Here is a 23,321-nt window from a genome sequence, read left to right on the forward strand (position 1 = left end):
AGTGAATCAAGTTTCGCGGCCTTCTCCGGCCCTGCCGGTTTCCCTAGACTAGGCGCTGTTCCCCCCTCATCCCCAGGAGACACGATGAATCCGGTTCCCGCGTACACGTCCGACGCCGACGTCGGCCACTATGTCGACGGCGCGCCCGTCGCCGGCCGCAGCGGCCGCTTCCAGGACGTCCTCAACCCGTCGCTCGGCCGCGCGGTGCGCCGCGTGGCGCTGGCCGGCAACGACGAAGTCGAGCAGGCCGTCGCGTCAGCCCATGCCGCGTTCCCGGCCTGGGCCGCGACGCCGCCGATCCGCCGCGCGCGCGTGCTGCACCGCTTCCTGCAACTGATGAACGAGCACCGCGATACGCTGGCAGCGATCATCACGGCCGAGCACGGCAAGGTGTTTTCCGACGCGCAGGGCGAAGTCGCGCGCGGCATCGACATCGTCGAATTCGCATGCGGCGTGCCGCAACTGCTGAAGGGTGACTTCACCGACCAGGTCAGCACCGGCATCGACAACTGGACGATGCGCCAGCCGCTCGGCGTCGTCGCGGGCATCACGCCGTTCAACTTCCCGTGCATGGTGCCGTGCTGGATGTTCCCGGTCGCGCTCGCGACGGGCAACACGTTCGTGCTGAAGCCGAGCGAACGCGACCCGTCGGCCGCGCTGTTCATCGCCGACCTGCTCACGCAGTCCGGGCTGCCGGCCGGCGTGTTCAACGTCGTGCAGGGCGACAAGGGCGCGGTCGATGCCCTCCTCGACCACCCGGACGTGCAGGCCGTCAGCTTCGTCGGCTCGACGCCGATCGCGGCCTACGTGCAGCAGCGCGCGGTGCAGTCGGGCAAGCGCGTGCAGGCGCTCGGCGGCGCGAAGAACCACCTCGTCGTGATGCCCGATGCGAACATCGAGCAGGCGGTCGATGCGCTGATCGGCGCCGCGTACGGCTCGGCCGGCGAGCGCTGCATGGCGATCAGCATCGCGGTGCTGGTCGGCGACGTGGCCGACAAGATCGTGCCGGCCGTGGCCGAACGCGCACGCAAGCTGGTGATCGGCGACGGGATGTCGCCGGAAGTCGAGATGGGCCCGATCGTCACCGGCGAGGCGCTGAAGCGCATCGAAGGCTATATCGAGCAAGGCGTGAACGAAGGCGCGCAACTGGTGGTCGACGGTCGCGGGCTGCGCGTGCCGGGCCGCGAGGCCGGCTTCTTCACCGGCGGCACGCTGTTCGATCACGTGACGCCTGAGATGCGGATCTACAAGGAAGAAATCTTCGGGCCGGTGCTCGGCTGCGTGCGCGTGAAGGATTTCGGCGAAGCGGTCGACCTGATCAATGCGCACGAGTTCGGCAACGGCGTGTCGTGCTTCACGAGCGACGGCGGCATCGCGCGCGAATTCGCGCGGCGCATCCAGGTGGGCATGGTCGGCATCAACGTGCCGATCCCGGTGCCGATGGCGTGGCACGGCTTCGGCGGCTGGAAGAAGAGCCTGTTCGGCGACATGCACGCGTACGGCGAGGAAGGCGTGCGCTTCTACACGCGCCAGAAGTCGGTGATGCAGCGCTGGTCGTCGAGCATCGGCAAGGGCGCCGAATTCGCGATGCCGACCGCGAAGTAAGCCGGCCGGTGCGCCATCCGCCGATCCGTCCGGCGGGCGGCGCACCGGCAGTCTGGATCAACCGGCTTTCGTACCGTGCGCGCCGTCGGCGGTCGGCATATAGGACAGCTCGAGCCGGTACGCGAGCGCGACGAACAGGCTCTGCGCGAGGCCCATCGTGGCCGTCAGCGCGCGAAACCCGAACGTCGCGCTTTCCTGCACCATCAGCGTTACCTCCGCCTCCCGCGCGAGCGGGCTCATCCGGCTGTCGGTAATGGCGATCAGCCGCGCGCCGCGCTGCGCGGCCTGCTGCGCGACCTGCACGGTCTCGTCCGCATACGGCATGAACGAGATCGCGATCATCACGTCGCCCTCGCGCACCGACCGGATCTGGCCAAGATGCATGCTGCCGAGCGCGCTGAACAGCCCGATGCGCTTGTCGGTGTGCTGCAGCGCATAGTCGAGATACACGGCGATCGGAAACGCGCGCCGCGACCCGGCGATCCAGATCGCCTGCGTATCGGCGAGCAGGTCGACGGCCTGCGCGAGCGCCTGCGAATCGAGCGTCTGCCGCAACTGCTGCATCCCGGCAATGCTGCCCTTGATGAATTCGTCGGCGATCTGTTCGGGCTGCAGGCTCGACGAGCCGGCTTCGATCACGTCGCGCAGCCGCAGGTTGTACGCACGCCCCGGCGCGATCTGCTGCGCGAGCCCCTCGCGGAACAGCCGCTGCATCTCGGAGAAGCCGGAAAAGCCGAAATGCTTCGCGAAGCGCACGACGGCCGACGGCTGGACGCCGCATGCCTCCGCGAGCGACTGGATGCCTTCCAGCCCAAGCTGGTCCCGATGCGTTTCCACGTGGCGCGCGATTACCTTCAGGCGATTGCTGAGGCCGTCGTACTCCTGCGTCAGGTGCTGCAGGAACTGCTCGACGGTGGCGGGAGGTTTCTCGGATGAACTCATCGGATAGCGCGAAGTTGACGGCCCCGATGCGCGCGCATGGCTGGCGGACGCGGCCCGGGGCTCGACTGGATACATGCATGAAGGGCGAATTTAATCACGTTTGCGGCCCGGCCCGCGCCGCCTGCTCGCTCCCACGCGCTCGATCATCACTTGCACACGCTCCACGGCGATACTGGAAACGATTTTCCATCGCTCCCGCCGTGCCGTAAAGATTAGGGCGTTTACCGACGTGAACGCCGACGCCCCGGCCGACGGCCGATGCCGCGCATCGGCCAGCCATGGCTCAACGATAGTCGACCCACACGCTGCCCGCATCGGCCGAACGCACGCAATTCTCGACCCAGCGCACGCCCTCGACGCCCGCGTGCACGTCCGGAAAGCGGATGGCCTTCAACGCCGCGGCGTCGCCGCGATCGGCCGCATCCATCGCGAGCGCGAAGCGCGCGTAGAGGTTCGACCATGCTTCGAACAGCCCTTCCGGATGCCCGGCGCCGATCCGGTCCTCGCGCAGCGCCTGCGGATGCAGGTAGCCCATCCCGCGATCAAGCACCTGCGCGGGCTGCCCCTGGATTTCGTAGCGCAACTGGTTCGGATGCTCGTCCCACCATTCGATGCTCGCCTTCGAGCCGATCACGCGCACCTTCTGGCCGTGCATCGAGCCGGCGTTCACCGCGCTCGACCACACGTAGCCGATCGCCCCGGTGTCGTATTCCATGATCGTGAACGCGTTGTCCTCGAGCGGCGCGCGGCTCTTCACGAAGCTCTGCCGCGAACACATCAGCCGCCGGATCTTCAGTTCCGGCGCCATCACCTCGGAGATGTACAGCGGATGCGTACCGATATCGCCGAGCACGTAACTCGGGCCCGCGAACTTCGGATCGACGCGCCAGCGCGCGGCCGCGCTCGCGGCCTCGACGCCTTCGCTGTGAAACCCGTGCGCGAACTGCATCTGCACGATGCGGATCTCGCCGAGGTCGCCGCGCGCGATCATCTCGCGCGCCTGCTCGATCATCTGGTGTCCCGAGTAGCCGTACGCGACACCGACGATCCGGTTCTTCTCGACCGACAGCCGCTGCAGCGCCTCGGCCTCCTCGGTCGTGAAGCACAGCGGCTTCTCGCAGACCACGTGCAGCCCCGCATTCAGCGCGGCGCGGCAGATCTCGAAGTGCGTGTTGTTCGGCGTCGCGATCGACACCGCGCGGATACCGTCCGGGCGCCGCGCCTCGGCGTCGAACATCGTCGCGTAGTCGGGATAGCAGCGCTCGGCCGCGACGCCGAGCTTCACGCCGAACTGGCGGCCGCGCTCGGGATCGAGGTCGAATGCGCCGGCAACCAGCTGGAAGCTGCCGTCGCGCAGCGCGGCCGACCGGTGGCTGTAGCCGATCTGGCTGCCGAGCCCGCCGCCGACCATGCCCCAGCGAATCGAGTGTCCAAGCAGAATCTGTCCGTCAATCATGATGATGGTGTTCCTGGTGCGTGTTCAGGGGTCATGCAAAACCGGCCGACGCGAGAAATGCGCGGCTCGCGGCGACGTCGCGCAGGCTCGTGCCGGCGTTGCGCGGGTCGCGTTCCTGCTCGATCGTGATGTAGCCCGCGTAGCCGATGTCGTTAAGCGCGTGGCGAATCGCGCGGTAGTCGAGCACACCGGTGCCGATCGGGCACATCACGCCGCGCGCGCAGGCGGCGAAGAACGCGATGTGCTCGCCCATCACCGCGTCGTACACGGCCGCGTCGATATCCTTGAAATGGACGTAGTCGAGGCGCGCCGCATGGCGGCGCAGCCACGTTTCCGGGTCCATGCCCGAGTAATGCAGATGGCCGGTGTCGAGGCAGAGGCCCGCCATATCGGCCGGGATATCGGCGACGATCCGGTCGATCTCGTCCGCGAACTCGATATAGCCGCCCGCATGCGGATGGATCACCGCGCGCACGCCGAACTCGTCGCGCGCGACCGTCGCGATCTGCCGGATATGGTCGACCATCCGCGCCCAGCGCTCGTCAGACAGCCGCGGCGCGCGATCGCCGTGGCCGGCCGCGTAGTCGCGTTCCTCGTGGCCCCAGTCCATCACGACCAGGTACGGCGCCGCGTAACGCTGGCCGTCCTGCGTCGGCAGCTTCGGCAGCCGCGTGATCAGCGCGCAGATGTCGCGCGTCTGGCGCAGCAGGTTCGGCAGGTTCTCCGGCGACACGAGGTCGTCGAAAATCGTGCCGGCCGTGATGCTCAGGCGCTGGCGTTCGAGCTCGGCGCTCACCACGTCGAGTTCGAGCGGGATGTAGCCGTACGGCCCGAGCTCGATGCCCGAGTAGCCGGCCTGCGCGGCCTCGGCGAGCACGTGCCGCCACGGCGGCAGGTGCGGGTTCTTCACATCGTCGACGCCCCAGCAGCACGGCGCGCAGCCAATCTTCATCGTCATGTCAGTTAGTCCGGCAAGTAAGCGGCAAGCGGCCGCAGGTCAGCCGCGATAGAACGCGGGACGGTCGGCCATCGCGATCGGTTCGACCGCGCCGCTCTTCTGTGCCCGTACGCATGCGTCGGCCGCGACCGCCGCCGCATAGCCGTCCCATGCGGACGGCCCGGTCAGCGCACCCTGCCGCACGCCATCGATGAACGCCTGCAACTCGACGTCGTACGACGCGATGAAGCGTTCCTTCCAGTCGGTCATGATCTCGACCGACTGCCGCGCCGCGTGCTTGAGCCCGACGGCCGGCGGATCGGGCAGCTTCGCGATGCCCTGCTCGCCGACCACCTCGCACTGGATGTCGTAGCCGTACTGGCAGTTCACGAAGATCTCGACGTCGATGCGCACGCCGCTCGCGGTTTCGAGCAGCACGATCTGCGGATCGGCGAGATGCGCGGACGCATGGCGCGTCTTCTTCGGGTAGACGACCTGCGCGCTCGCGTAGTCCTCGCCGAGCAGCCAGCGCAGCACGTCGAGCTCGTGGATCAGCGTGTCGGTGATCGCCATGTCGGTCGTGTAGCGCTCGCCGACCGACTGGTTGCGGTGCGCGCAATGCAGCATCAGCGGCGCGCCGATTTCGCCGCTATCGATCACGCGCTTGAGCGCACGATAGCCTTCGTCGTACGGCCGCATGAAGCCGACCTGCACGAGCCGCTTGCCGTGCGCGACTTCGGCTTCGACGATCCGCATGCAGCCGTCGGCCGTGACGGCCAGCGGCTTCTCGCAGAACACCGGCTTGCCGTGCGCGATCGCATCGAGCACGAACGCTTCGTGCGTCGGCCCCCACGACGTGACGAGCACGGCCTGCACGTCGGCGGCCGCGACCACGTCGTGGCCGTCGCCGTAGATCTCGGCGTCGAGCCCGTACTTCGTCACCGCGTCGCGCGCCTGCTGCGGATCGATGTCGTTGACGGCCACGACGCGCGCGCCGGACAGCGTGCGCGTCAGCCTGCGAATGTGGTCCTGGCCGATCGCGCCGCAGCCGATCACGCCGATTTGCAAGGTCATGCAGTTGTCTCCAGTCGTTCGTTCATCAGCGGCGCGGCCCGCGCCGCGCCGGTCAGTAATCGGTCATCAATCGGTCAGCGCGCGGTGCGATCGAAATGGCGATCGACGTAGCGCTGGATCGTGTCGCGCATGTAGCGCGACGACGCTTCCGCGCGGTCCTCCCACGCGAACACGCACGACGACATCACGCCGTCGAAGCCGGCCGCCCCGAGCGCGCGGAAAAACACGTCCCAGTCGATCTCGCCCTGCCCGATGTCGAGATGCTGGTGCACGCGGATCTGGTTCGAGCCGGGCGGGTTCACGATGTAGCGCAGCTGGCTGCTCTTGCGGTGGTCGAAGGTGTCGGCCACGCGCACGTGCGCGAGGATCGGCGCGGCCTGCGCGATCATCGCGGCCATGTCGTCGCCGTAGTAGAACGTGTGCGGCGCGATATACGACAGCTTCAGCGACGGCGAACCGAGGTTCGTGACGATGTCGATCGCCGGCAGCAACTGCTCGATCCAGTCTTCCGGATGCGGCTCGACCGACAGCACGATGCGTTCGCGCTCGAGGATCGGCAGCAGCACGTCCATCGACCGGAACCACGCGGCTTCGCACAGCTCCTTCGGGTTCGCGCCCGGCCGCTCGCCGACCGAGCGCTCCGGCGACGCGCCGCGCCCGAACTCCGACACCATCAGCGGACACTCCATCTCGACCGCGACCTCGATCGCCTTCCGCCAGCAGCGCACGGCCCATTGCCGCTCGTCCTCGAACGGGCTGGCCCAGCGGTACATCGGCTGCAACGACGCGAGGCCGACGCCGCTCGCGCGCATCGCCTGACGGAACGCGGCCATGCGCTCACGCGTCGCGCGCGGCATCACCCACCAGTCGAGAAAGTCGCTGCGCGGCGACAGCTCGATCTGGTCGTAGCCGAGCTCGGCCACCGCGTGCGGCAGCCGGTCGAGCGGCAGGTGGCGAATCATGTAGGGATCCAGAGCGATCTTCATCTTCTTCCCGGGAAGTTTCGTGGTTTCGGCGGTGTTGGAATCGGTCAGCGGCGCGACTTCTTGTTGCGGTACTGGTCGGCGATCACGGCCGCGACGATGATCGCGCCCTTCACCATCTCCTGGTAGTACGCGTCGATGCGGATGAACGTGAAGCCAGACGTCATCACGCCGAGGATCAACACGCCGATCACGGTGCCCGTCACGCGGCCGAGGCCGCCCGACAGCGACGTGCCGCCGATCACGACGGCCGCGATCGCGTCGAGCTCGTACATCACGCCCATGCCCGACTGGCCGGAGATCGCGCGCGCGGCCGTCACGGTGCCGGCGATCCCGCTCAGGAGGCCCGCGATCGCATAGACGAAGATCAGGTGCCGCGTGACGTTGATGCCCGACACGACGGCCGCGTGACGGTTCGCGCCGATCGCATACGTGTACTTGCCGAAGCGCGTGTAGCGCAGCACGACGTGAAAGATCGCGGCGACCACGACAAAGATGATCACCGGATTGGCGCCCGCGCCGATCGCCGCGAACGGGTCGGTCAGCATCGACACCGGCATCCCGTTGGTGAACCACTTCGCGAAGCCGCGCGCGGCGACCATCGTGCCGAGCGTCGCGATGAACGGCGGGATGCCCGTCAGCGCGATCAGCGTGCCGTTCAGCAAGCCGACCAGCAGCCCGACGCACACGCCGGCCAGCACCGGCCAGATGATCGGCAGGTCGGTGAGATGCGGAAACACCGCGCGCGGGAAGTCGGACACCTGCGCGAGGCTCGCCGACACGACGGCGGCCGCCGCGACGACCGACCCCGACGACAGGTCGATCCCGCTGGTGATGATCACGAGGTTCACGCCGACCGCGATGATGCCGATCACGGCCATCTGCAGCACGATGATCTCGAGCCGCTCGGCATTGAACAGGAAGCTCTGGCCGACGACGATCCAGCCGACGATCTCGAAGAACAGGCTGATGCCGACCAGCACGAGGAAGATGCTCAGTTCCGGCGGCCACTTCGTATGCCGCGACTTGAGTGTCATGGTCTGCGCATCCGCGACCGGGTTCAGGTTGCCCATTTCTTTGTCTCCACTCTTGTTTCGGGTCAGCGCGACGCGAGATCCATGATGCGGACCTGGTCGGCGTCCTTGCGATCGACGATGCCGGTCATGCGCCCTTCGTGCATCACCATCACGCGATCGCTCATCCCCAGCACTTCCGGCATTTCCGACGAGATCATCAGCACCGCGACGCCCTTGCCGGCGAGCGCGCTGACGAGCCGGTGAATCTCGGCCTTCGCGCCGACGTCGATGCCGCGCGTCGGTTCGTCGAGGATCAGGATGCGCGGCTGCGTGAGCAGCCAGCGGCCGATCAGCACCTTCTGCTGGTTGCCGCCCGACAGGTTCTGGATTGTCTCGTGCAGCCCGGGCGACTTCACGCGCAGCATCCGGCTCATTTCCTCGCAGTCGCGCTTCAGCTGCGCCTGCTGCACGAAATTGAACTTCACGTAGCGATGGCTGAGCACCGCCGCTTCCATGTTCGCGAGCAGGTCGAGATTCAGGAAGCAGCCGGAGTCCTTGCGATCCTCGGTGAGGAACGCCATCCCGTGCTTCATCGCCTGCGCGGGCGTCGCGATCCGCACCGGCTTGCCGTCGATGCGGATCTCGCCCGACGTGGCCGGCACGACGCCGAACAGCGCCTCCGCGACGTTCGAGCGCCCCGAGCCGACGAGGCCCGCGACGCCGAGAATCTCGCCCGCGCGCAGCTCGAAGCTCACGTCGCGGAACACGCCGTCGACGCACAGATCCTTCACCGACAGCACGACGTCGCCGATCGGCACCTCCTCCTTCGGGAACATCTGCGTGATCTCGCGCCCGACCATCATGCGGATGATGTCGTCGCGCGTGACGTCGCTCGACGCATGCGTGCCGATGTACTTGCCGTCGCGGAACACCGAGAACTCGTCGGCGATCTCGAACAGCTCGTTCATCTTGTGCGTGATGTAGACGATGCCCTTGCCCTGCTCGCGCAGCTGGCGAATGATCCGGAACAGGTGCGTGACTTCCTTGTCGGTCAGCGCGGAGGTCGGCTCGTCCATGATCAGCACGTCCGAGTCGAACGACACGGCCTTCGCGATCTCGACCATCTGGCGGCTCGCGACCGTCAGCGTGCGCACGTCGGTTTCCGGATCGATGTCGATCGACAGCCGCTCGAACAGCGCGGCCGTGCGGCGGCGCAACTCGGCGTGATCGATCAGGCCGAAGCGGTTCTTCGGTTCGCGGCGGATCCAGATGTTCTCCGCGACCGTCATGTACGGCATCAGGTTGAGCTCCTGATGGATCATCGCGATGCCGCGGTCGAGCGCATCGAGCGGGCCGGTCAGCACGACCGGTTCGCCGTTGATCAGGATTTCGCCCTGGTCGGGCGTGTAGACGCCCGCGATGATCTTCATCAGCGTGGACTTGCCGGCGCCGTTCTCGCCCATCAGCGCATGAACGGTGCCGCGGCGCACGCGGAACTGCACGCCGTCGAGCGCGACGACGCCGGGAAAGGACTTGCCGACGCCGCGCACCTCGAGCACGCAGTCGGCCGCGGAAGGAGGCGGCGAACCGGACGAGCCGGCCGCCCCGGACGAAGCGGCCGGCGCGTCGCCGCCGGCCATCGGGCGCGCGATCCTGGCTGTAAACATGGACGTTCCTCGACAAGTCGCGCGCGAACCCGGCCGTGCCGGGCCCGCGCAGTTCAACGGGACACCGGTCAGTGCTTCGCGTACTGGTTCATGTTGTCGGGCGTCACGAGCTCGAACGGCACGTTCACGTAGCGATCGACGGGCTGCTTCTTCGCGAGCTTGAGCGCCGCGGCCACCGCCTGCGCGCCCTGCCCGGTCGCGTTCTGGTAGACCGACACCTTCAGCTCGCCGGCCTTCATCGCCGCAAGGCCGTCCGGCGTCGCGTCGATGCCCGCGACGATCGTCTTCGACGTCAGCTTGCGCGCGGCCTTCAGCGCGTTGATCGCGCCGATCGCCATTTCGTCGTTGTTCGACACGATCGCGTCGAACCTGGTCCCGGAGCTCAGCCAGTTCATCGTGATGTCCTGGCCCTGCGTGCGGCTCCACTTGCCTTCGCGCTTGTCGACGATCTTCATGCCCGCGCAATCCTTCGTCGCGATCACGTCCTCGATGTCCTTGGTGCGGGCGCGCGCCGATTCGTTGGACAGCTCGCCCATCAGCACGAGGATGTCGCCCTTGCCGCCGAGCAGCTTGCACACCTGGCGCGCCTGCAGCGTGCCCGACTGCTTTTCGTCGGAGGCGACGACCGCGACGCCGGCCGGCAGCTTGTCGAAATCGACCGGCTTGCGGTTCACGTAGATGAGCGGGATCTTCGCCGCGGTCACCATCTTCGTGATCTTCGGCGTCGCGTCGGTATCGACCGGATTCACGATGATCGCGTCGACCTTCTGCGCGATCATGTTCTGGACCTGGCTCAACTGCTTGCCGACGTCGTTGCCGCCGTCCTCGATCTGCACCGTCGCGCCGTCCTTCTTCGCCGAATCGGCGATGCTGTTGCGCAGGATGGTCAGGAATGTGTCGTCGAACGATGCCATCGTCACGCCGATCTTCTCGGCGTGCGCGAGCGGCGCAGCCAGGATCGCGGCGGCCGCGACGGCCATCAGCTTGGTCTTCATGATCAATCTGTCTCCTCATCTCCGGGGGGCGGAAGACGGCGCGTTGCGCGCCGCCGGGCCGAGTCCGATCTGGTCCGATCGGGACTGAAGCATCCGGATGAAACTGTAGATCACTTCCTCGAAAATTTGGAAATTTATTTCTACGTGATTTCACCTAGGGAACTGGATTTCCAAAAAGTCTAGACTCCGTTCCGTAGCCCGAATCCCGGCGGCAGGCAGCCTCGCGTCGTGCAGCACATGCTGCGGACACCCGCCGCCGGATCGGTCCCCTAATCTGCCGGCAGCGCCGAACGCCGGCCGCGAGCGTGACACGTGATATGAGCCTGCTGAACTTTCCGAGTGACCGCCCCATCGATCTCGCCTGCCTCGGCCGCGTGGCCGTGGATCTCTATGCGCAGCAGTACGGCAGCCGCCTCGAGGATGCGCGCAGCTTCCAGATGTATCTCGGCGGCTCGTCGGGCAACGTCGCGTTCGGCGTCGCGCGGCTCGGGCTGAAGACCGCGATGATCTCGCGCGTCGGCGACGAGCAGATGGGCCGCTTCCTGCGCGAGACGCTCGAGCGCGAAGGCTGCGACACGAGCCAGCTGCAGACCGACCGCGAGCGCCTCACCGCGCTGGTGCTGCTCGGGCTGAAGGATCGCGATACGTTCCCGCTGCTGTTCGTGCGCGAGAACTGCGCGGACATGGCCGTGCGCGCCGACGAGATCAGCGAGGACTTCATCGCCGGTTGCCGCGCGCTGGCGATCACCGGCACGCATCTGTCGACGCCGGCCACACGCGAGGCGTCGCTGACTGCGTTGGCGTATGCGCGCCGGCACGGGGTCGTCCGCATTCTGGACATCGACTATCGGCCGGTGCTGTGGGGGCTGACCGCACGCGGCGCGGGCGAGAACCGCTACGTGCCCGACGCGCAGGTGACGCGGCAGTTGCAACAGACGCTCGGCGAATTCGACCTGCTGGTCGGCACCGAGGAGGAATTCCTGATCGCGGGCGGCGTGCCGCACGACCTGATCGCGTCGTTGCAGGCGGTGCGCGCGATCACGAACGCGACGCTGGTGGTCAAGCGCGGCGCGCTCGGCTGCTGCGTGATCGAAGGCGACATTCCCGCGCGCATCGACGACGCGCCGACCTTCCTCGGCGAACGCGTCGAGGTGCTCAACGTGCTCGGCGCGGGCGACGCGTTCCTGTCGGGCCTGCTGTCGGGGCTGCTGTGCGGGCGCGACTGGGCCGAATCGACGCGCGTCGCGAACGCGTGCGGCGCGATCGTCGTGTCGCGCCATGCATGCTCAGCCGCGATGCCGACGCCGGCCGAACTCGCGCACTGGTTCGACGGCAGCCGCAATCCGGCGGTCGATGCCGACCGCACGCTCGCGCACCTGCATCGCGTGACGGTGCCGCGCCGCGAATGGGACGACCTGTGCGTGATGGCGTTCGACCATCGCAGCCAGTTCTACGAGCTGGCGGTGCAGGCCGGCGCGGACGAAGCGCGGATCAAGACGCTGAAGCGCCTGCTCGTGCGCGCGGTCGAACAGGTCGAACGCGAGCGCGGGATCGCCGGCCACGTCGGCGTGCTGATCGACGGCGGCGCGTACGGCAGCGACGCGCTCGCGTCGGCCACCGGGCGCGGCTGGTGGGTCGGCCGCCCGGTCGAGCTGCCGGGCTCGCGGCCGCTGCGGTTCGACGACACGCGCTCGGTCGGCTCGTCGCTCACGCACTGGCCGACCGAACAGGTCGTGAAGTGCCTCGTTCACTATCACCCCGACGACAACGTCGACCTGCGCGTCGAGCAGGAGCAGCGCGTGCTCGAACTGTGGGAAGCCACGCGCGCGAGCGGCAACGAGCTGCTGCTGGAAATGATTCCGCCGCGCGCGGTCACGCCGGCCGGCACCGAGGACGACGCGGTGCTGCGCACGGTCGCGCGCTTCTACAACCTCGGCGTGAAGCCCGAATGGTGGAAGCTCACGCCGCTGAGCGCCGACGGCTGGGCGCGGCTCGCCGCGCTGATCGCCGAGCGCGATCCGCATTGCCGCGGCGCGGTGATCCTCGGGCTGAACCAGCCGCTGCAATACCTGGTCGACAGCTTCCGCTCGGCGACCAACCCGATCGTCAAGGGCTTCATGGTCGGGCGCACGCTGTGGGCCGATGCGTCGCTGAACTGGTTCGCGGGCCGGATCGACGACCAGGCGCTGATCGACGAAGTGGCCGGCAACTTCGCGCAACTGGTCGACGCGTGGCTGGGCCGACGTACCGCCGCGCGCGCCGCCGCGGCCTAATGCCCGTGTTCGTGACGACCACCCGACTTCTCTCTCTCGACCGACGATGACCACCACCGTAAGACTGACCGTCAGCCAGGCGCTCGTGCGCTACCTGGCCGCCCTGCGCGCCGAAGTCGTCCAGCCCGACGGCCGCACCGAGATCCTGCCGTACTGCGGCGGCGTGTTCGCGATCTTCGGCCACGGCAACGTGGCCGGGCTCGGCGAAGCGCTGCACGCCGAGAAGGACCGGCTGCCGACGTTCCGCGCGCACAACGAGCAAGGGATGGCCAACGCGGCCGTCGCGTTCGCGAAAGCGCATTTCCGCCAGCGGATGATGGCCGCGACGTCGAGCATCGGCCCCGGCGCGACCAACATGCTCACCTCCGCCGCGCTCGCGCACGTCGGCCGCTTGCCGCTGCTGCTGCTGCCCGGCGACGTGTTCGTGTCGCGGCTGCCCGACCCGGTGCTGCAGCAGGTCGAGGATTTCGAACAGGGCGACGTCAGCGCGAACGACTGCTTCCGGCCCGTGACGCGCTACTTCGACCGCATCACGTCGCCCGAGCAATTGCTGGTCGCGCTGCCGCGCGCGATCCAGGTGATGACCGATCCCGCGCAGTGCGGCCCCGTGTGTCTCGCGCTACCGCAGGACGTGCAGACCTTCGCGTACGACTGGCCCGAGGATTTCTTCGCGCCGCCGGTGATCCGGATGCGCCGGCCGCCGGCCGACGCGCTCGAACTCGCCGATGCGCTCGACGTGCTGAAGGCCGCGCAGAAGCCGCTGATCGTCGCCGGCGGCGGCGTGCTGTACAGCCAGGCGTGGGATGCGCTGCGCACGTTCGCCGACACGCACGGCGTGCCGGTCGCCGAATCGCAGGCCGGCAAGGGCAGCCTCGCGTGGGACCACCCGCTGAACCTCGGCTCGATCGGCGTGACGGGCTCGCCCGCCGCGAACCGCGCGGCCGCGCAGGCCGACGTGGTGTTCGCGGTCGGCACGCGGCTGCAGGACTTCACGACCGGCTCGCACGCGCTCTACGGCGACGCGACGCTGTTGAGCCTGAACGTGCAGCCGTTCGACGCGGGCAAGAAACGCGGCCGGCAACTGGTGGCCGATGCACGCACGGGCCTCGGCCAGCTGTCGGCCGCGCTGGCCGGCTGGCGCGCCGACCCGGCGTGGACCGCCGCGAACCGCGACCAGGCCGCTGCGTGGAACGCGCGCGTGACGGAGCTGACCACACGGACTCCTAAGGACACGCTGCCGTACGACGCGGAAGTGATCGGTGCGGTGCGCGACTCCGCGGCCGACGCGGGGCGCGACAGCGCGCGCGACGATCTCGTCGTCTGCGCGGCCGGCACGCTGCCGGCCGAACTGCACAAGCTGTGGCGCAGCGGCGTGCCGGGCAACTACCACATGGACTATGCGTATTCGTGCATGGGCTACGAGGTCGCGGGCGGCCTCGGCGCGAAGCTCGCGCGGCCCGACCGCGAAGTGATCGTGATCGTCGGCGACGGCTCGTACATGATGCTCAACGCGGAACTCGCGACTTCGGTGATGCTCGGCCGCAAGATCATCGTCGTGATCCTCGACAACCGCGGCTACGGCTGCATCGAGCGACTGCAACTCAATTGCGGCGGCGCGAGTTTCAACAACATGCTCGACGACTGCGTGCCCGCAGGCGGCGAACGCTCGACGATCGACTTCGCGATGCATGCGCGCTCGATGGGCGCCGAAGCCGTGCACGTGCGCGACGTCGGCGAATTGCGCGACGAAATGAAGCGCGCGCGTGCGGCGACGACGAGCCAGGTGCTCGTGATCGACACCACGCACCATCGCACGACCGACGACGGCGGCGCATGGTGGGAAGTCGCGGTGCCGCAGGTGTCCGAACGCACCGGCGTCGAAGCGGCACACCGCGCGTATCTCGACGCGAAGACCCGCCAGCGGCGCTGATCCGCCCGCCCTTTCCATCGGCCGCGCCGACACAACAACATTCGAACCCAGGAAGCACGTCATGAGCTGGAACGTCCGCATCGGTATCAATCCCCTGTCGTGGATGAACGACGACCTGCCGTCGCTCGGCGGCGAAACGCCGCTCGAAACGGCGCTGAAGGAAGGCGCCGAAATCGGCTATGCGGGCTTCGAGCTCGGCAACAAGTTTCCGAAGACCGGCCCCGAACTGAAGGCGAAGCTCGCCGAATTCGGGCTCGTGTGCGTATCGGGCTGGTATTCGGGCTTCCTCGCAGAAGTTGCGCCGGGCATGACCGATGTCGATGCGGTCGCGGCGGAAATCGAGCGCTGCCGCACGCACATGACGAAGCTGCAATTCAACGACGTGAAGGTGGTCGTGTACGGCGAATGCGCGGGCACGATCCAGGGCAGCATCGACACGCCGGTCGCGAAGCGGCCGCGTTTCGTCGACGACGAAGCGTGGCGGCGCTATGCGGCGCGCCTCGATGCGTTCGGCGCGCACCTGCTCGACACGTACGGAATCAAGCTCGCCTACCATCACCACATGGGCGCGTACGTCGAATCGCCGGACGACGTCGACCGGCTGATGGCGCTGACCGATCCCGCGAAGGTGTTCCTGCTGTTCGACACCGGCCATGCGTATTTCGGCGGCGCGGCCGACCCGGTGACGCTGCTGAAGAAGCACGTGTCGCGCGTGGCGCACGTGCATTGCAAGGACGTGCGGCCGCAGGTTGTGAACCAAGCGCGCAACGACGGCTGGAGCTTCCTGAACGGCGTGATCAACGGCACCTTCACGGTGCCGGGCGACGGCGCGCTCGACTACGACGCGACGCTGCGCACGCTGAAGGACGCCGGCTACGAAGGCTGGCTCGTCGTCGAGGCCGAGCAGGATCCGGCCGTCGCGCCGAGCTATCAGTATGCGAAGAAGGGCTATGAATCGCTGCGCGCGATCGTCGACCGGTTGAGCGCGTGAGCACGCGCGCAAGCGCCCGAGCGTTCTCGCCCTACCCTATTGCGGAGACCCACTTCATGACGATTTCTCCCCTGCTGGTCAAGGCATCCGCCGACCGCGAAATCTGCAACGTCACGCCCGAATCGGCCGGCTGGAAGCATGTCGGCTTTCGCGCGCTGCGGCTGAAGGCCGGCGACACCGAAACGGTCGACACAGGCACGCGCGAACTGTGCGTCGTCGTGCTGACGGGCACGGTGCGCGCCGAAGTCGACGGCGCAACCTACGATGCGCTAGGCAAGCGCGACAGCGTGTTCGAAGAGGTAGCGCCCGACGCGCTGTACGTGCCGGGCGGCAAGACCGTCACGCTGGTCGCGACGCGCGATGCGGAAGTCGCGCTGTGCACCGCGCCGTACGCGAGCGGCAACAAGCGCGTGCAGCGCCTCGATGGCGAGCGGATGCGCCGCTCGGTACGCGGGCAAGGCACCAACACGCGCTACGTCTGCGACATCCTGATGGGCGACAACCCGGCCGCCGACCGGCTGCTCGTCGTCGAAGTCGTCACGCCGGCCAGCCATTCGAGCAGCTATCCGCCGCACAAGCACGACCGCGACGCCGCGCCCGACGAAACCTCGCTCGAGGAAACCTACTATCACCGGATCGATCCGCCGCAGGGCTTCGCGTTCCAGCGCGTGTACACGGACGACCGCAGCCTCGACGAAGCGTGCGCGGTCGAAAACCACGACGTCGTGATGGTGCCGCGCGGCTACCACCCGGTGGTAGCGCCTCACGGCTACAACCTGTACTACCTGAACGTGATGGCCGGGCCGAGCCGCGCGTGGGCGTTCAAAAACGATCCCGCGCACGAGTGGATGCTCGATGCGGCGCCGAAACGCTGAAGCGCTGACGTGCTGAAACGCCGAAGCACTGAACGGAAGACGGGCCCGCACGTGGCCCGTGACGATGCGACGCCCGGCGCGCGCGTACAGCGCCGGCAACGCGACGGAGCCGCCATGGTGACGCCCCCCTTTCGCCTCGAACCCCACGCCTGCGACGACGATGCGTCGAACCCGGCGCTGCCGCACTTCAATGCAGCCGTCGCGCGCCGCATCGGAGAAATCGCGGTCAACCTCGCGTCGCGACGCGGGCTGCCGATCGCGGTCGGCATCGTCGGCGGGCACGCGCCGCTGTTCTACTGCGCGCTCGACGGCAGCGGCGCGCACGACAGCGATGCGATCCGCCGCCGGCAGAACACGGTGCTGCGTTTCGGCCAGAGTTCGCTCGCGGTCGGCGCGTGCTTTCGGCGTGCCGGCTGGTCGCTGCGCTCGCAGGGCCTGTCGGACGACGACTACGCGCTCGACGGCGGCAGCGTGCCGTTGCGGATCGCCGGGGCCGGCATCGTCGGCGCGATGACGATCGCGGGGCTCGGCTCCGAGCGCGATCACGCGCTCGTCGTCGAATGCTTGCGGTGGCACGTCGGCGCGACTGCGCTGGCGATGAGCGCGTAGGCGCCGCTACGCCATCGCACGGGCGCCGTCACGAACGGCGCGTCGGCAGCGCGTCGAGCGTGCTTGCCGGCCGTTTCGCCACGGCCGCATCGGCTTCCTCGTCCGGGATATCGTCGAGCGACCGGTTGTTGGTGCGCGGCCCGAACGCGCCGATCGACAGCATCACGATCAGCATGCTGCCGCCGATCAGCGCGAACACCGCGGACACCCCCGCGCGTTCGAGCAGCAACGCGACGATGAAACTGCTGGCCGCGCCGGTCAGGCGGCCGATCGAATGCACGAAGCCGAGCGCCCGCCCGCGGATCGCGGTCGGAAACAGTTCCGACTGGTACGCGGTACCGTTGCTCGCGAGCACCGTGCTCGACAGCGTGACGAGCAGGCCGGACGCGATCACGAACGGCGCCTGCGCCGACATCGCGAACGCGCTGCCGAACAGCGCGACGCCGAACGCCGACGCGACGATCAACCACTTGCGCTCGATGCGGTCCGCGAGCAGGCCGGCGACGAGCGGCGACACCGGATACGCGAACGCGATCACGAACGCATAGCCGAGGCTCTTCGCGACGGTCGCGCCCTGCGCGGCGAGCAGCGTCGGCAGCCATTGGCTGAAACCGAAGAAGCCGATGCTCAGGAACCCGTTGAACGCGATCAGCATCGCGGTGCGGCCGCGGTGCCGTGCGTCCCACATCGACGGCACGCGCCGCGCGGGTTGCACGGCGGCGGCCGGTGGCCGGACCGCCGGCAGCGGCCGTCCCGATTCGCGCGCCGCCATGTGCTCGAGTTGCGCCACGATCCGCTCGGCCTCTGCTTCGCGGCCCACGCCGACCAGCCAACGCGGCGACTCGGGCAGGCGCGCCTGCAGCCACCAGACGACCACCGCGCCGCTTCCGCCGAGCAGCACGACCCAGCGCCATCCGGACCAGCCGAGCGGATCGTGCGGCACCCAGAGCCACGATACGAACGCGAGCACCGGCATGGCCAGATACCCGACGGCGAAGCAGACGGCGAACGCGCGGCCACGCACCGCCTTCGGCACCAGCTCGGTCAGGAACGCGCCGATCGTGATCAGCTCCGCGCCGACGCCGCAGCCCGCGACGAAGCGGCACACGAGCACGCCGAGCGCGCTCGACTGCACGCACATCATCAGGCTCGCGACGGTATAGAGCAGCAGCGCGCCGGTAAACAGCGCGCGGCGCCCGTAGCGGTCCGCCAGGCGCGACACGAACATCTCGCCGACGAACAGCCCGATGAACGTCGCCGCGCCGAGCGCGCCCTGGTCCGACATGCCGAGCACGCCGCGTGCGCCGGTGTGAAAGATGCCGTCGCGAATCAGCCCGGGCGGCAGATAGGTCATCTGGAACAGGTCGTAGACCTCGAAAAAGCCGCCCACGCTCAGGAACAGCACGAGCTTCCAGATGCCGGCCGTCGCGGGCAGGCGGTCGATGCGCGCGGCGAGCGATGCCGCAACAGAGTCAGACATGGCGTGTCCTCGGTAGTCCGCCCGCGCGGCGCGCGGGACGTCGATCAGCGCGCGGCGCGGGCCGCGCGGCAGGCAATCACACGGTGGCGACCGGATTGACCGGCGAGCCGACGAGCCCGCGCAGATGCAGCGGCGGCGCCGTCAGCAGGAAGCGGTTGCGGCGGTGTTCGTGCAGCCAGTCCGCGAGCGGCGTCAGGTGCCATAGTTCGCCGAGATGGATGCCGAGCTTGAACAGGCAAAGCTCGTGCAGCGGCATCAGTGCGCCGGGCTGCGCGCGCGGCGGCGGATCGCGCGGGCGCTCCTCGACCGCGTGGTTGTCGGCCGCGAGCGCGGCGAGCCCCGACGCGTCAATCCAGTTCAGCAGACGTTCGTCGGCGCCGTCCAGCACGCAGCATGCGTGCGGCGCACCGGTCTCGCCGCGCGTGGCGGCGGCCAGCAAAAGTTCGGCGAAGCCCGTGTGCACGCAGACGATATCGCCGCGCTCGACGCACACGTCGTCCGCGCGCAGCACCGCCATCCAGTCGTCGAAGCCGATCTTGCGCGGTGCGTCGCCGAAGTGGCGGCGCAGGTCGACCATCACGCCGCGCCCCTGCACGCCGGTGCGCGCCATCACCTCGATGCCGAGCGCCCGCGCGCCGCCCTCCGCGGCACCCGTCTCCGGCACGCGGATATGCTCGCCCATCCGGTAGCCGTTGTAGAACACGCGGGCCTTTTCGCCGTCACCCGCCGGATCGAACAGCGAGCCGACGTGCGACAGCGCGTCCCATTGCGTCGAGAACTGCGAATGCACGCAGAACGCGTCGTCGCAAACCACGTCGGTGGCGTTCGTCACCTGTTCGTCGGCGCGATAGCCGAAGTACGGCTTGTCGCCCAGCAGCGCCGGCATGATCGCAGGCGGGCGCCGCCGTGCATTCAGTCCGCCGCCGCGCGGTACGTCGAGCGGCAGGCTCAGCGAAAACACGCGGCCTTCGCGCACTTCCGCGACGCCGCGCAGCACGGCGTCCGGCGTCAGCCAGTTCAGGCGCCCCTTCTGGTCGTCCGGGCCGAAATCGCCCCAGTTCGAGCCGGGCGGTCGATGGGTCCAACGCGGATTCATGGTGTCTCCTCTCCTCCAATGTCCGGTATCTCCGGTCTCGGCCGGTGCGCGGCCCGCTTACTGCGAACGGATCACGCCCAGCGCGGCGAGCCGCGCGTATTCGTGCTCGCCGAGCAGCGGCTGCAGGATCTCGCGGTTGTGTTCGCCGAGCGCGGGCGCGGGCCGGCGGAAGGCGCCGGGCGTGCCCGACAGGCGCGGCGTCACGTTGTGCATCGGCAAGCTGCCGACGTCGTCGTCGGGCAGTTCGACCAGCGCCTCGCGCTCGATCACGTAGCGATCCGCGACGATCTGCGCGATGTCCTGGATCGGCCCGACCGTCACGCCCGCTTCCTCGAAGAACGCGAGATTGGCGTCGAGATCGCGCGCGGCGATGAATTCGCCGACGATCGCGTCGAGCGCTTCCGCGTGCCGCACGCGCAGCACGTTGGTCGCATAGCGCGGATCGTCGATCAGGTCCGCGCGGCCGATCGCGCGGAACAGCCGCTCGGCCATCGCCTGCGTCGAACTCGACAGGCACAGCCATTTACCGTCACGGGTGCGATACGCATTGCGCGGCGCGGTGTTCGTCGAGCGGCTGCCGGTGCGCGGCTTGATCTCGCCGGTCATCACGTAGTTCGCCGCGGCCGGCCCGAGGATCGACAACAGCGGCTCGAACAGCGACACGTCGATCACCTGCCCGGCCGCACGCTGCGCGCCGCGCGCATGCAGCGCGACCAGCACGGCGAGCGCGCCGGACATCCCGGCCGTCATGTCGGCGAGAAACATCGGCGGAAGCACCGGCTCGCGATCGGCGAACCCGTTGATCGCCGCGAAGCCCGCATAGCCTTCGGCGAGCGTGCCGAAGCCCGGCTTGTGGCGATACGGCCCGGTCTGCCCCCAGCCGGAAATCCGCGCGATCACCAGTTCCGGACGGATCGCGAGCAGGTCGTCGGGGCCGAGCCCCATCCGCTCCGCGACGCCGGGCTTGAAGCTCTCGACGAACACGTCCGCGTCGCGCACCAGCCGACGCACGATGTCGACGCCCTCCGGCGTGCGCAGATCGACGCACACACTGCGCTTGTTCCGTCCGTACACCTTCCAGTTCGTGCTGATGCCGCCCGCGCCGACCGCGCGCAGCGTATCGCCGCGCTCGCTTTCGACCTTCACGACGTCCGCGCCGAAGTCGGCCAGCTGCACGCTCAGCATGTTGCCGGCCATCAGCCGCGACAGATCGACCACGCGCACGCCGGACAGCGGCCCGGCGGCGGCGGCATCGAACGATTTCGGATGGATCGGGCCGGTGGACGCGCGACGATGCGCGCCGGCCGCGCGCGCGGCCTGCGTGTCGGGTACGGACATGATGTCTCCTGGTAGTTATCGGTCGGTCAGTCAGGGATGCGCGCGCCGCGCGCCGGCGCTACTCGAGCAGCACGCCAAGCTGGTCGGTTGCGGGAAACGCCGCGCCCGTCGCGGGCAGATCGCCGCCGAGCGCGTGCGTCAGCGCGGCGGCGGCAGCCTGCACATGGGGCAGGTAATCGGCCAGCACTTTCTTGTTGAAGCGATAGCGCGGCACGCCGAGCGAGATCGCCCCGCTCAGCACGCGGCCGACGCCGAACGCCGGGCACGCGATCGCCGCGCTCTCCGGATCGCGCTCGGCAATCGACACCGCATAGCCCTGCTCGGCCGTCTTCTCGTACTCGCCGCCGCGCGTGCCGGAAAACGCGAGCAGCACGCGCCCCGCCGCGCCGACGTCGAGCGGAAAGCGGTCGCCTTCGCGCAGATGCGTGCTCACCGCGCGCTGCGCCTGGATGCGGAACAGGCAGACGCGCTGGTCGCCTTCGCGCACGTAGAGCGCGGCGGTCTCGCCGGTCTGCGCCGACAGCGTCGACAGGATCGGCATCACGTGCTCACGCAACTGGAACGACTCGCGGTACATCACGCCGAGCTGGAAGACGGCCGGCCCCAGCACGTAGCGCCCGTCGGGCAGACGCTTGATGAAACGGAACTGTTCGAGGGATTCGAACATCCGCAGCAGCGTGCTCATGTTGAGCCCCGTCGCGTCGCTGACCTGCGCGAGCATCAGCCCGCCGGGCGCGCCGGAGAAGGCCAGCAGCGCGGTCAGCGCGCGATTGACCGCGGCCACGCCGCCTTCTGCCTGATTGCTCGTCTCCACCTTGCTCATGTCTGCCTCGCGCTGGGCCGGGCGGCGTGAACGGCGCGCCCGGAGCCCATCTAAAAATGAAAGTGACTTTCATTATACGCAGGACGGCCGTGACATCAACATGAATTCGCACAACGTCATTCGTTCATCTTCTTTCAATTTCTCTTAAATATAGGCGTTAACGATAATCTTGACGAATGGGCCCATCGATCACAAAAATAAAAGTGACTTTCATTTTCAGAGAACAACGATGAATTCCTCTTCCCAACCGGTCTGGCGCTCGCTCCTCTACGTCCCAGCCCACGTCCCCCGTTTCGTCGAGAAGGCCGCGACCAGCGCCGCCGATGCGCTGATCCTCGACCTGGAAGACAGCGTCCCGTTCGCGTGCAAGCATGACGCCCGCGACGGTCTCGCCGACGCCGTGCCGAGGCTGCGCGCCGCCGGCCGCGACGTGCTGGTCCGCGCCAACGGCCCGCTCGACCTGCTGGTGCCGGACCTGCGTGCGGCCGTGCAGGCGGGCGTGCACGGCATCGTGCTGCCGAAGGTGCGCGGTGGCTCGCATGTCGAGGCGATCGACGAACTGCTGGCCACGCTCGAGGATGAAGCCGGCGCCGCGCCCGGCAGCACCCGCATCGTCGCGATCATCGAAACGCCGCGTGCGTTCCAGGCGATGGACCGGATCGCGCGCGCGTCGCCGCGCGTCGTCGCGATGATGCTCGGCGGCGCCGACTTCGCGTTGAACTGCGAAAGCGGCACCGGCGCCGACGTGCTGCGCGTGCCGAAGCAGTTGCTGATCATCGCCGCGCGCGCGGCCGGCATCCTGCCGCTCGGCCTGCTCGGCGGCCTCGACGAACTGCGCGACCTCGATGCATTCGAGCGCATCGCGCGCGCCTCTGCGGCGTTCGGCTACGCGGGCGCGACCTGCATCCATCCGCTGCAGGTCGATGCGCTGAACCGCGCGTTCCGGCCCGACGACGACGCGGTGCGCGACGCGCGCGCCGTGCTCGCCGCGTACGACGATGCGCGCGCCAACGGCCGCGGCGCGCTGCGCATCGACGGCCGAATGGTCGACGCGGCAGGCGTCGCGCAGGCGACGCGCGTACTCGCGCGCGACGCAGCCGTGCGGGCACGCGCGCGCTGACGATGCGCACGCCTCATCGCCGGCCCCCGCTGCCGAACGCCGTCCGCGTGCGTCGTGCGACGCGCGCGAGCGGCCCGGCACGGCACGCGCCGTTCGCCGTCCGCCCCGGAT

General features: G+C 68.6%; 19 protein-coding genes. 7 read left to right on the plus strand and 12 right to left on the minus strand.

Features of this window, described 5'->3' with window-relative positions:
• The first annotated feature begins 84 nt into the window (after positions 1-84).
• Positions 85-1,605 carry a CoA-acylating methylmalonate-semialdehyde dehydrogenase gene (locus HWX03_RS23915; RefSeq protein WP_175872883.1) on the plus strand — a complete coding sequence of 507 codons (1,521 nt, stop codon included), beginning with the start codon at positions 85-87 and terminating at the stop codon, positions 1,603-1,605.
• A gap of 57 nt (positions 1,606-1,662) precedes the next feature.
• On the opposite strand, the gene HWX03_RS23920 is transcribed toward HWX03_RS23915, so the two are convergent.
• The 8 genes from HWX03_RS23920 to HWX03_RS23955 all read right to left on the minus strand — a co-directional run bounded on the left by HWX03_RS23920 (position 1,663) and on the right by HWX03_RS23955 (position 10,675).
• A complete protein-coding gene (locus tag HWX03_RS23920; protein WP_174432021.1) occupies positions 1,663-2,547 on the minus strand; it encodes a MurR/RpiR family transcriptional regulator in 885 nt (294 codons plus the stop codon).
• 283 nt (positions 2,548-2,830) lie between these two features.
• Complete coding sequence (locus tag HWX03_RS23925; RefSeq protein WP_175872884.1) at positions 2,831-4,003, minus strand: Gfo/Idh/MocA family oxidoreductase; 1,173 nt, start codon at positions 4,001-4,003, stop codon at positions 2,831-2,833.
• A gap of 31 nt (positions 4,004-4,034) precedes the next feature.
• A complete protein-coding gene (locus HWX03_RS23930; RefSeq protein WP_175872885.1) occupies positions 4,035-4,961 on the minus strand; it encodes a TIM barrel protein in 927 nt (308 codons plus the stop codon).
• A 39-nt stretch (positions 4,962-5,000) separates the two neighbouring features.
• Positions 5,001-6,014: a Gfo/Idh/MocA family oxidoreductase gene (locus HWX03_RS23935; protein ID WP_175872886.1), complete on the minus strand. Its 1,014-nt coding sequence runs from the start codon at positions 6,012-6,014 to the stop codon at positions 5,001-5,003.
• 74 nt (positions 6,015-6,088) lie between these two features.
• Positions 6,089-7,000, minus strand: a complete 912-nt coding sequence (locus HWX03_RS23940; RefSeq protein WP_175872887.1) for a sugar phosphate isomerase/epimerase — start codon at positions 6,998-7,000, stop codon at positions 6,089-6,091.
• Between the two features lie 44 nt (positions 7,001-7,044).
• Complete coding sequence (locus HWX03_RS23945; protein WP_174390023.1) at positions 7,045-8,070, minus strand: ABC transporter permease; 1,026 nt, start codon at positions 8,068-8,070, stop codon at positions 7,045-7,047.
• Positions 8,071-8,096: 26 nt separating this feature from the next.
• Positions 8,097-9,680, minus strand: a complete 1,584-nt coding sequence (locus HWX03_RS23950) for a sugar ABC transporter ATP-binding protein (protein ID WP_175872888.1) — start codon at positions 9,678-9,680, stop codon at positions 8,097-8,099.
• A 68-nt stretch (positions 9,681-9,748) separates the two neighbouring features.
• Positions 9,749-10,675, minus strand: coding sequence for a sugar ABC transporter substrate-binding protein (locus HWX03_RS23955; RefSeq protein ID WP_175872889.1), 927 nt, complete (start codon positions 10,673-10,675; stop codon positions 9,749-9,751).
• A 317-nt stretch (positions 10,676-10,992) separates the two neighbouring features.
• On the opposite strand from HWX03_RS23955, the gene iolC reads away from it, so the two are divergent.
• From iolC to HWX03_RS23980, 5 genes are all read left to right on the plus strand, one after another.
• Positions 10,993-12,948 (plus strand): 5-dehydro-2-deoxygluconokinase, encoded by a 1,956-nt coding sequence (gene iolC, locus HWX03_RS23960; RefSeq protein WP_175872890.1) that lies wholly within the window; start codon positions 10,993-10,995, stop codon positions 12,946-12,948.
• A 46-nt stretch (positions 12,949-12,994) separates the two neighbouring features.
• Positions 12,995-14,878 carry a 3D-(3,5/4)-trihydroxycyclohexane-1,2-dione acylhydrolase (decyclizing) gene (iolD, locus tag HWX03_RS23965; RefSeq protein WP_175872891.1) on the plus strand — a complete coding sequence of 628 codons (1,884 nt, stop codon included), beginning with the start codon at positions 12,995-12,997 and terminating at the stop codon, positions 14,876-14,878.
• 61 nt (positions 14,879-14,939) lie between these two features.
• The gene (gene iolE / locus HWX03_RS23970; protein WP_175872892.1) at positions 14,940-15,869 is read left to right on the plus strand and encodes a myo-inosose-2 dehydratase; all 930 of its coding nucleotides are present in this window, start codon (positions 14,940-14,942) and stop codon (positions 15,867-15,869) included.
• Between the two features lie 56 nt (positions 15,870-15,925).
• Positions 15,926-16,744 (plus strand): 5-deoxy-glucuronate isomerase, encoded by an 819-nt coding sequence (iolB, locus tag HWX03_RS23975; RefSeq protein WP_175872893.1) that lies wholly within the window; start codon positions 15,926-15,928, stop codon positions 16,742-16,744.
• 114 nt (positions 16,745-16,858) lie between these two features.
• On the plus strand, positions 16,859-17,353 hold the full coding sequence (locus HWX03_RS23980) for a heme-degrading domain-containing protein (protein WP_175872894.1): 495 nt from the start codon (positions 16,859-16,861) through the stop codon (positions 17,351-17,353).
• 28 nt (positions 17,354-17,381) lie between these two features.
• On the opposite strand, the gene HWX03_RS23985 is transcribed toward HWX03_RS23980, so the two are convergent.
• The 4 genes from HWX03_RS23985 to HWX03_RS24000 form a co-directional block, all read right to left on the minus strand.
• Positions 17,382-18,833, minus strand: a complete 1,452-nt coding sequence (locus HWX03_RS23985) for an MFS transporter (RefSeq protein ID WP_175872895.1) — start codon at positions 18,831-18,833, stop codon at positions 17,382-17,384.
• 76 nt (positions 18,834-18,909) lie between these two features.
• On the minus strand, positions 18,910-19,929 hold the full coding sequence (locus tag HWX03_RS23990) for a cyclase family protein (protein ID WP_175872896.1): 1,020 nt from the start codon (positions 19,927-19,929) through the stop codon (positions 18,910-18,912).
• Positions 19,930-19,986: 57 nt separating this feature from the next.
• Positions 19,987-21,267 carry a CoA transferase gene (locus HWX03_RS23995; RefSeq protein WP_175872897.1) on the minus strand — a complete coding sequence of 427 codons (1,281 nt, stop codon included), beginning with the start codon at positions 21,265-21,267 and terminating at the stop codon, positions 19,987-19,989.
• A 58-nt stretch (positions 21,268-21,325) separates the two neighbouring features.
• Positions 21,326-22,090, minus strand: a complete 765-nt coding sequence (locus HWX03_RS24000; RefSeq protein ID WP_175872898.1) for an IclR family transcriptional regulator — start codon at positions 22,088-22,090, stop codon at positions 21,326-21,328.
• A 229-nt stretch (positions 22,091-22,319) separates the two neighbouring features.
• Between HWX03_RS24000 and HWX03_RS24005 the strand changes: the two genes are divergently transcribed.
• A complete protein-coding gene (locus HWX03_RS24005) occupies positions 22,320-23,210 on the plus strand; it encodes a CoA ester lyase (RefSeq protein ID WP_175872899.1) in 891 nt (296 codons plus the stop codon).
• Positions 23,211-23,321 lie beyond the last annotated feature (111 nt).

It is taken from the genome of Burkholderia sp. BCC0397, from assembly GCF_902832865.1.
In the GTDB taxonomy this organism is placed as follows: Bacteria; Pseudomonadota; Gammaproteobacteria; order Burkholderiales; family Burkholderiaceae; genus Burkholderia.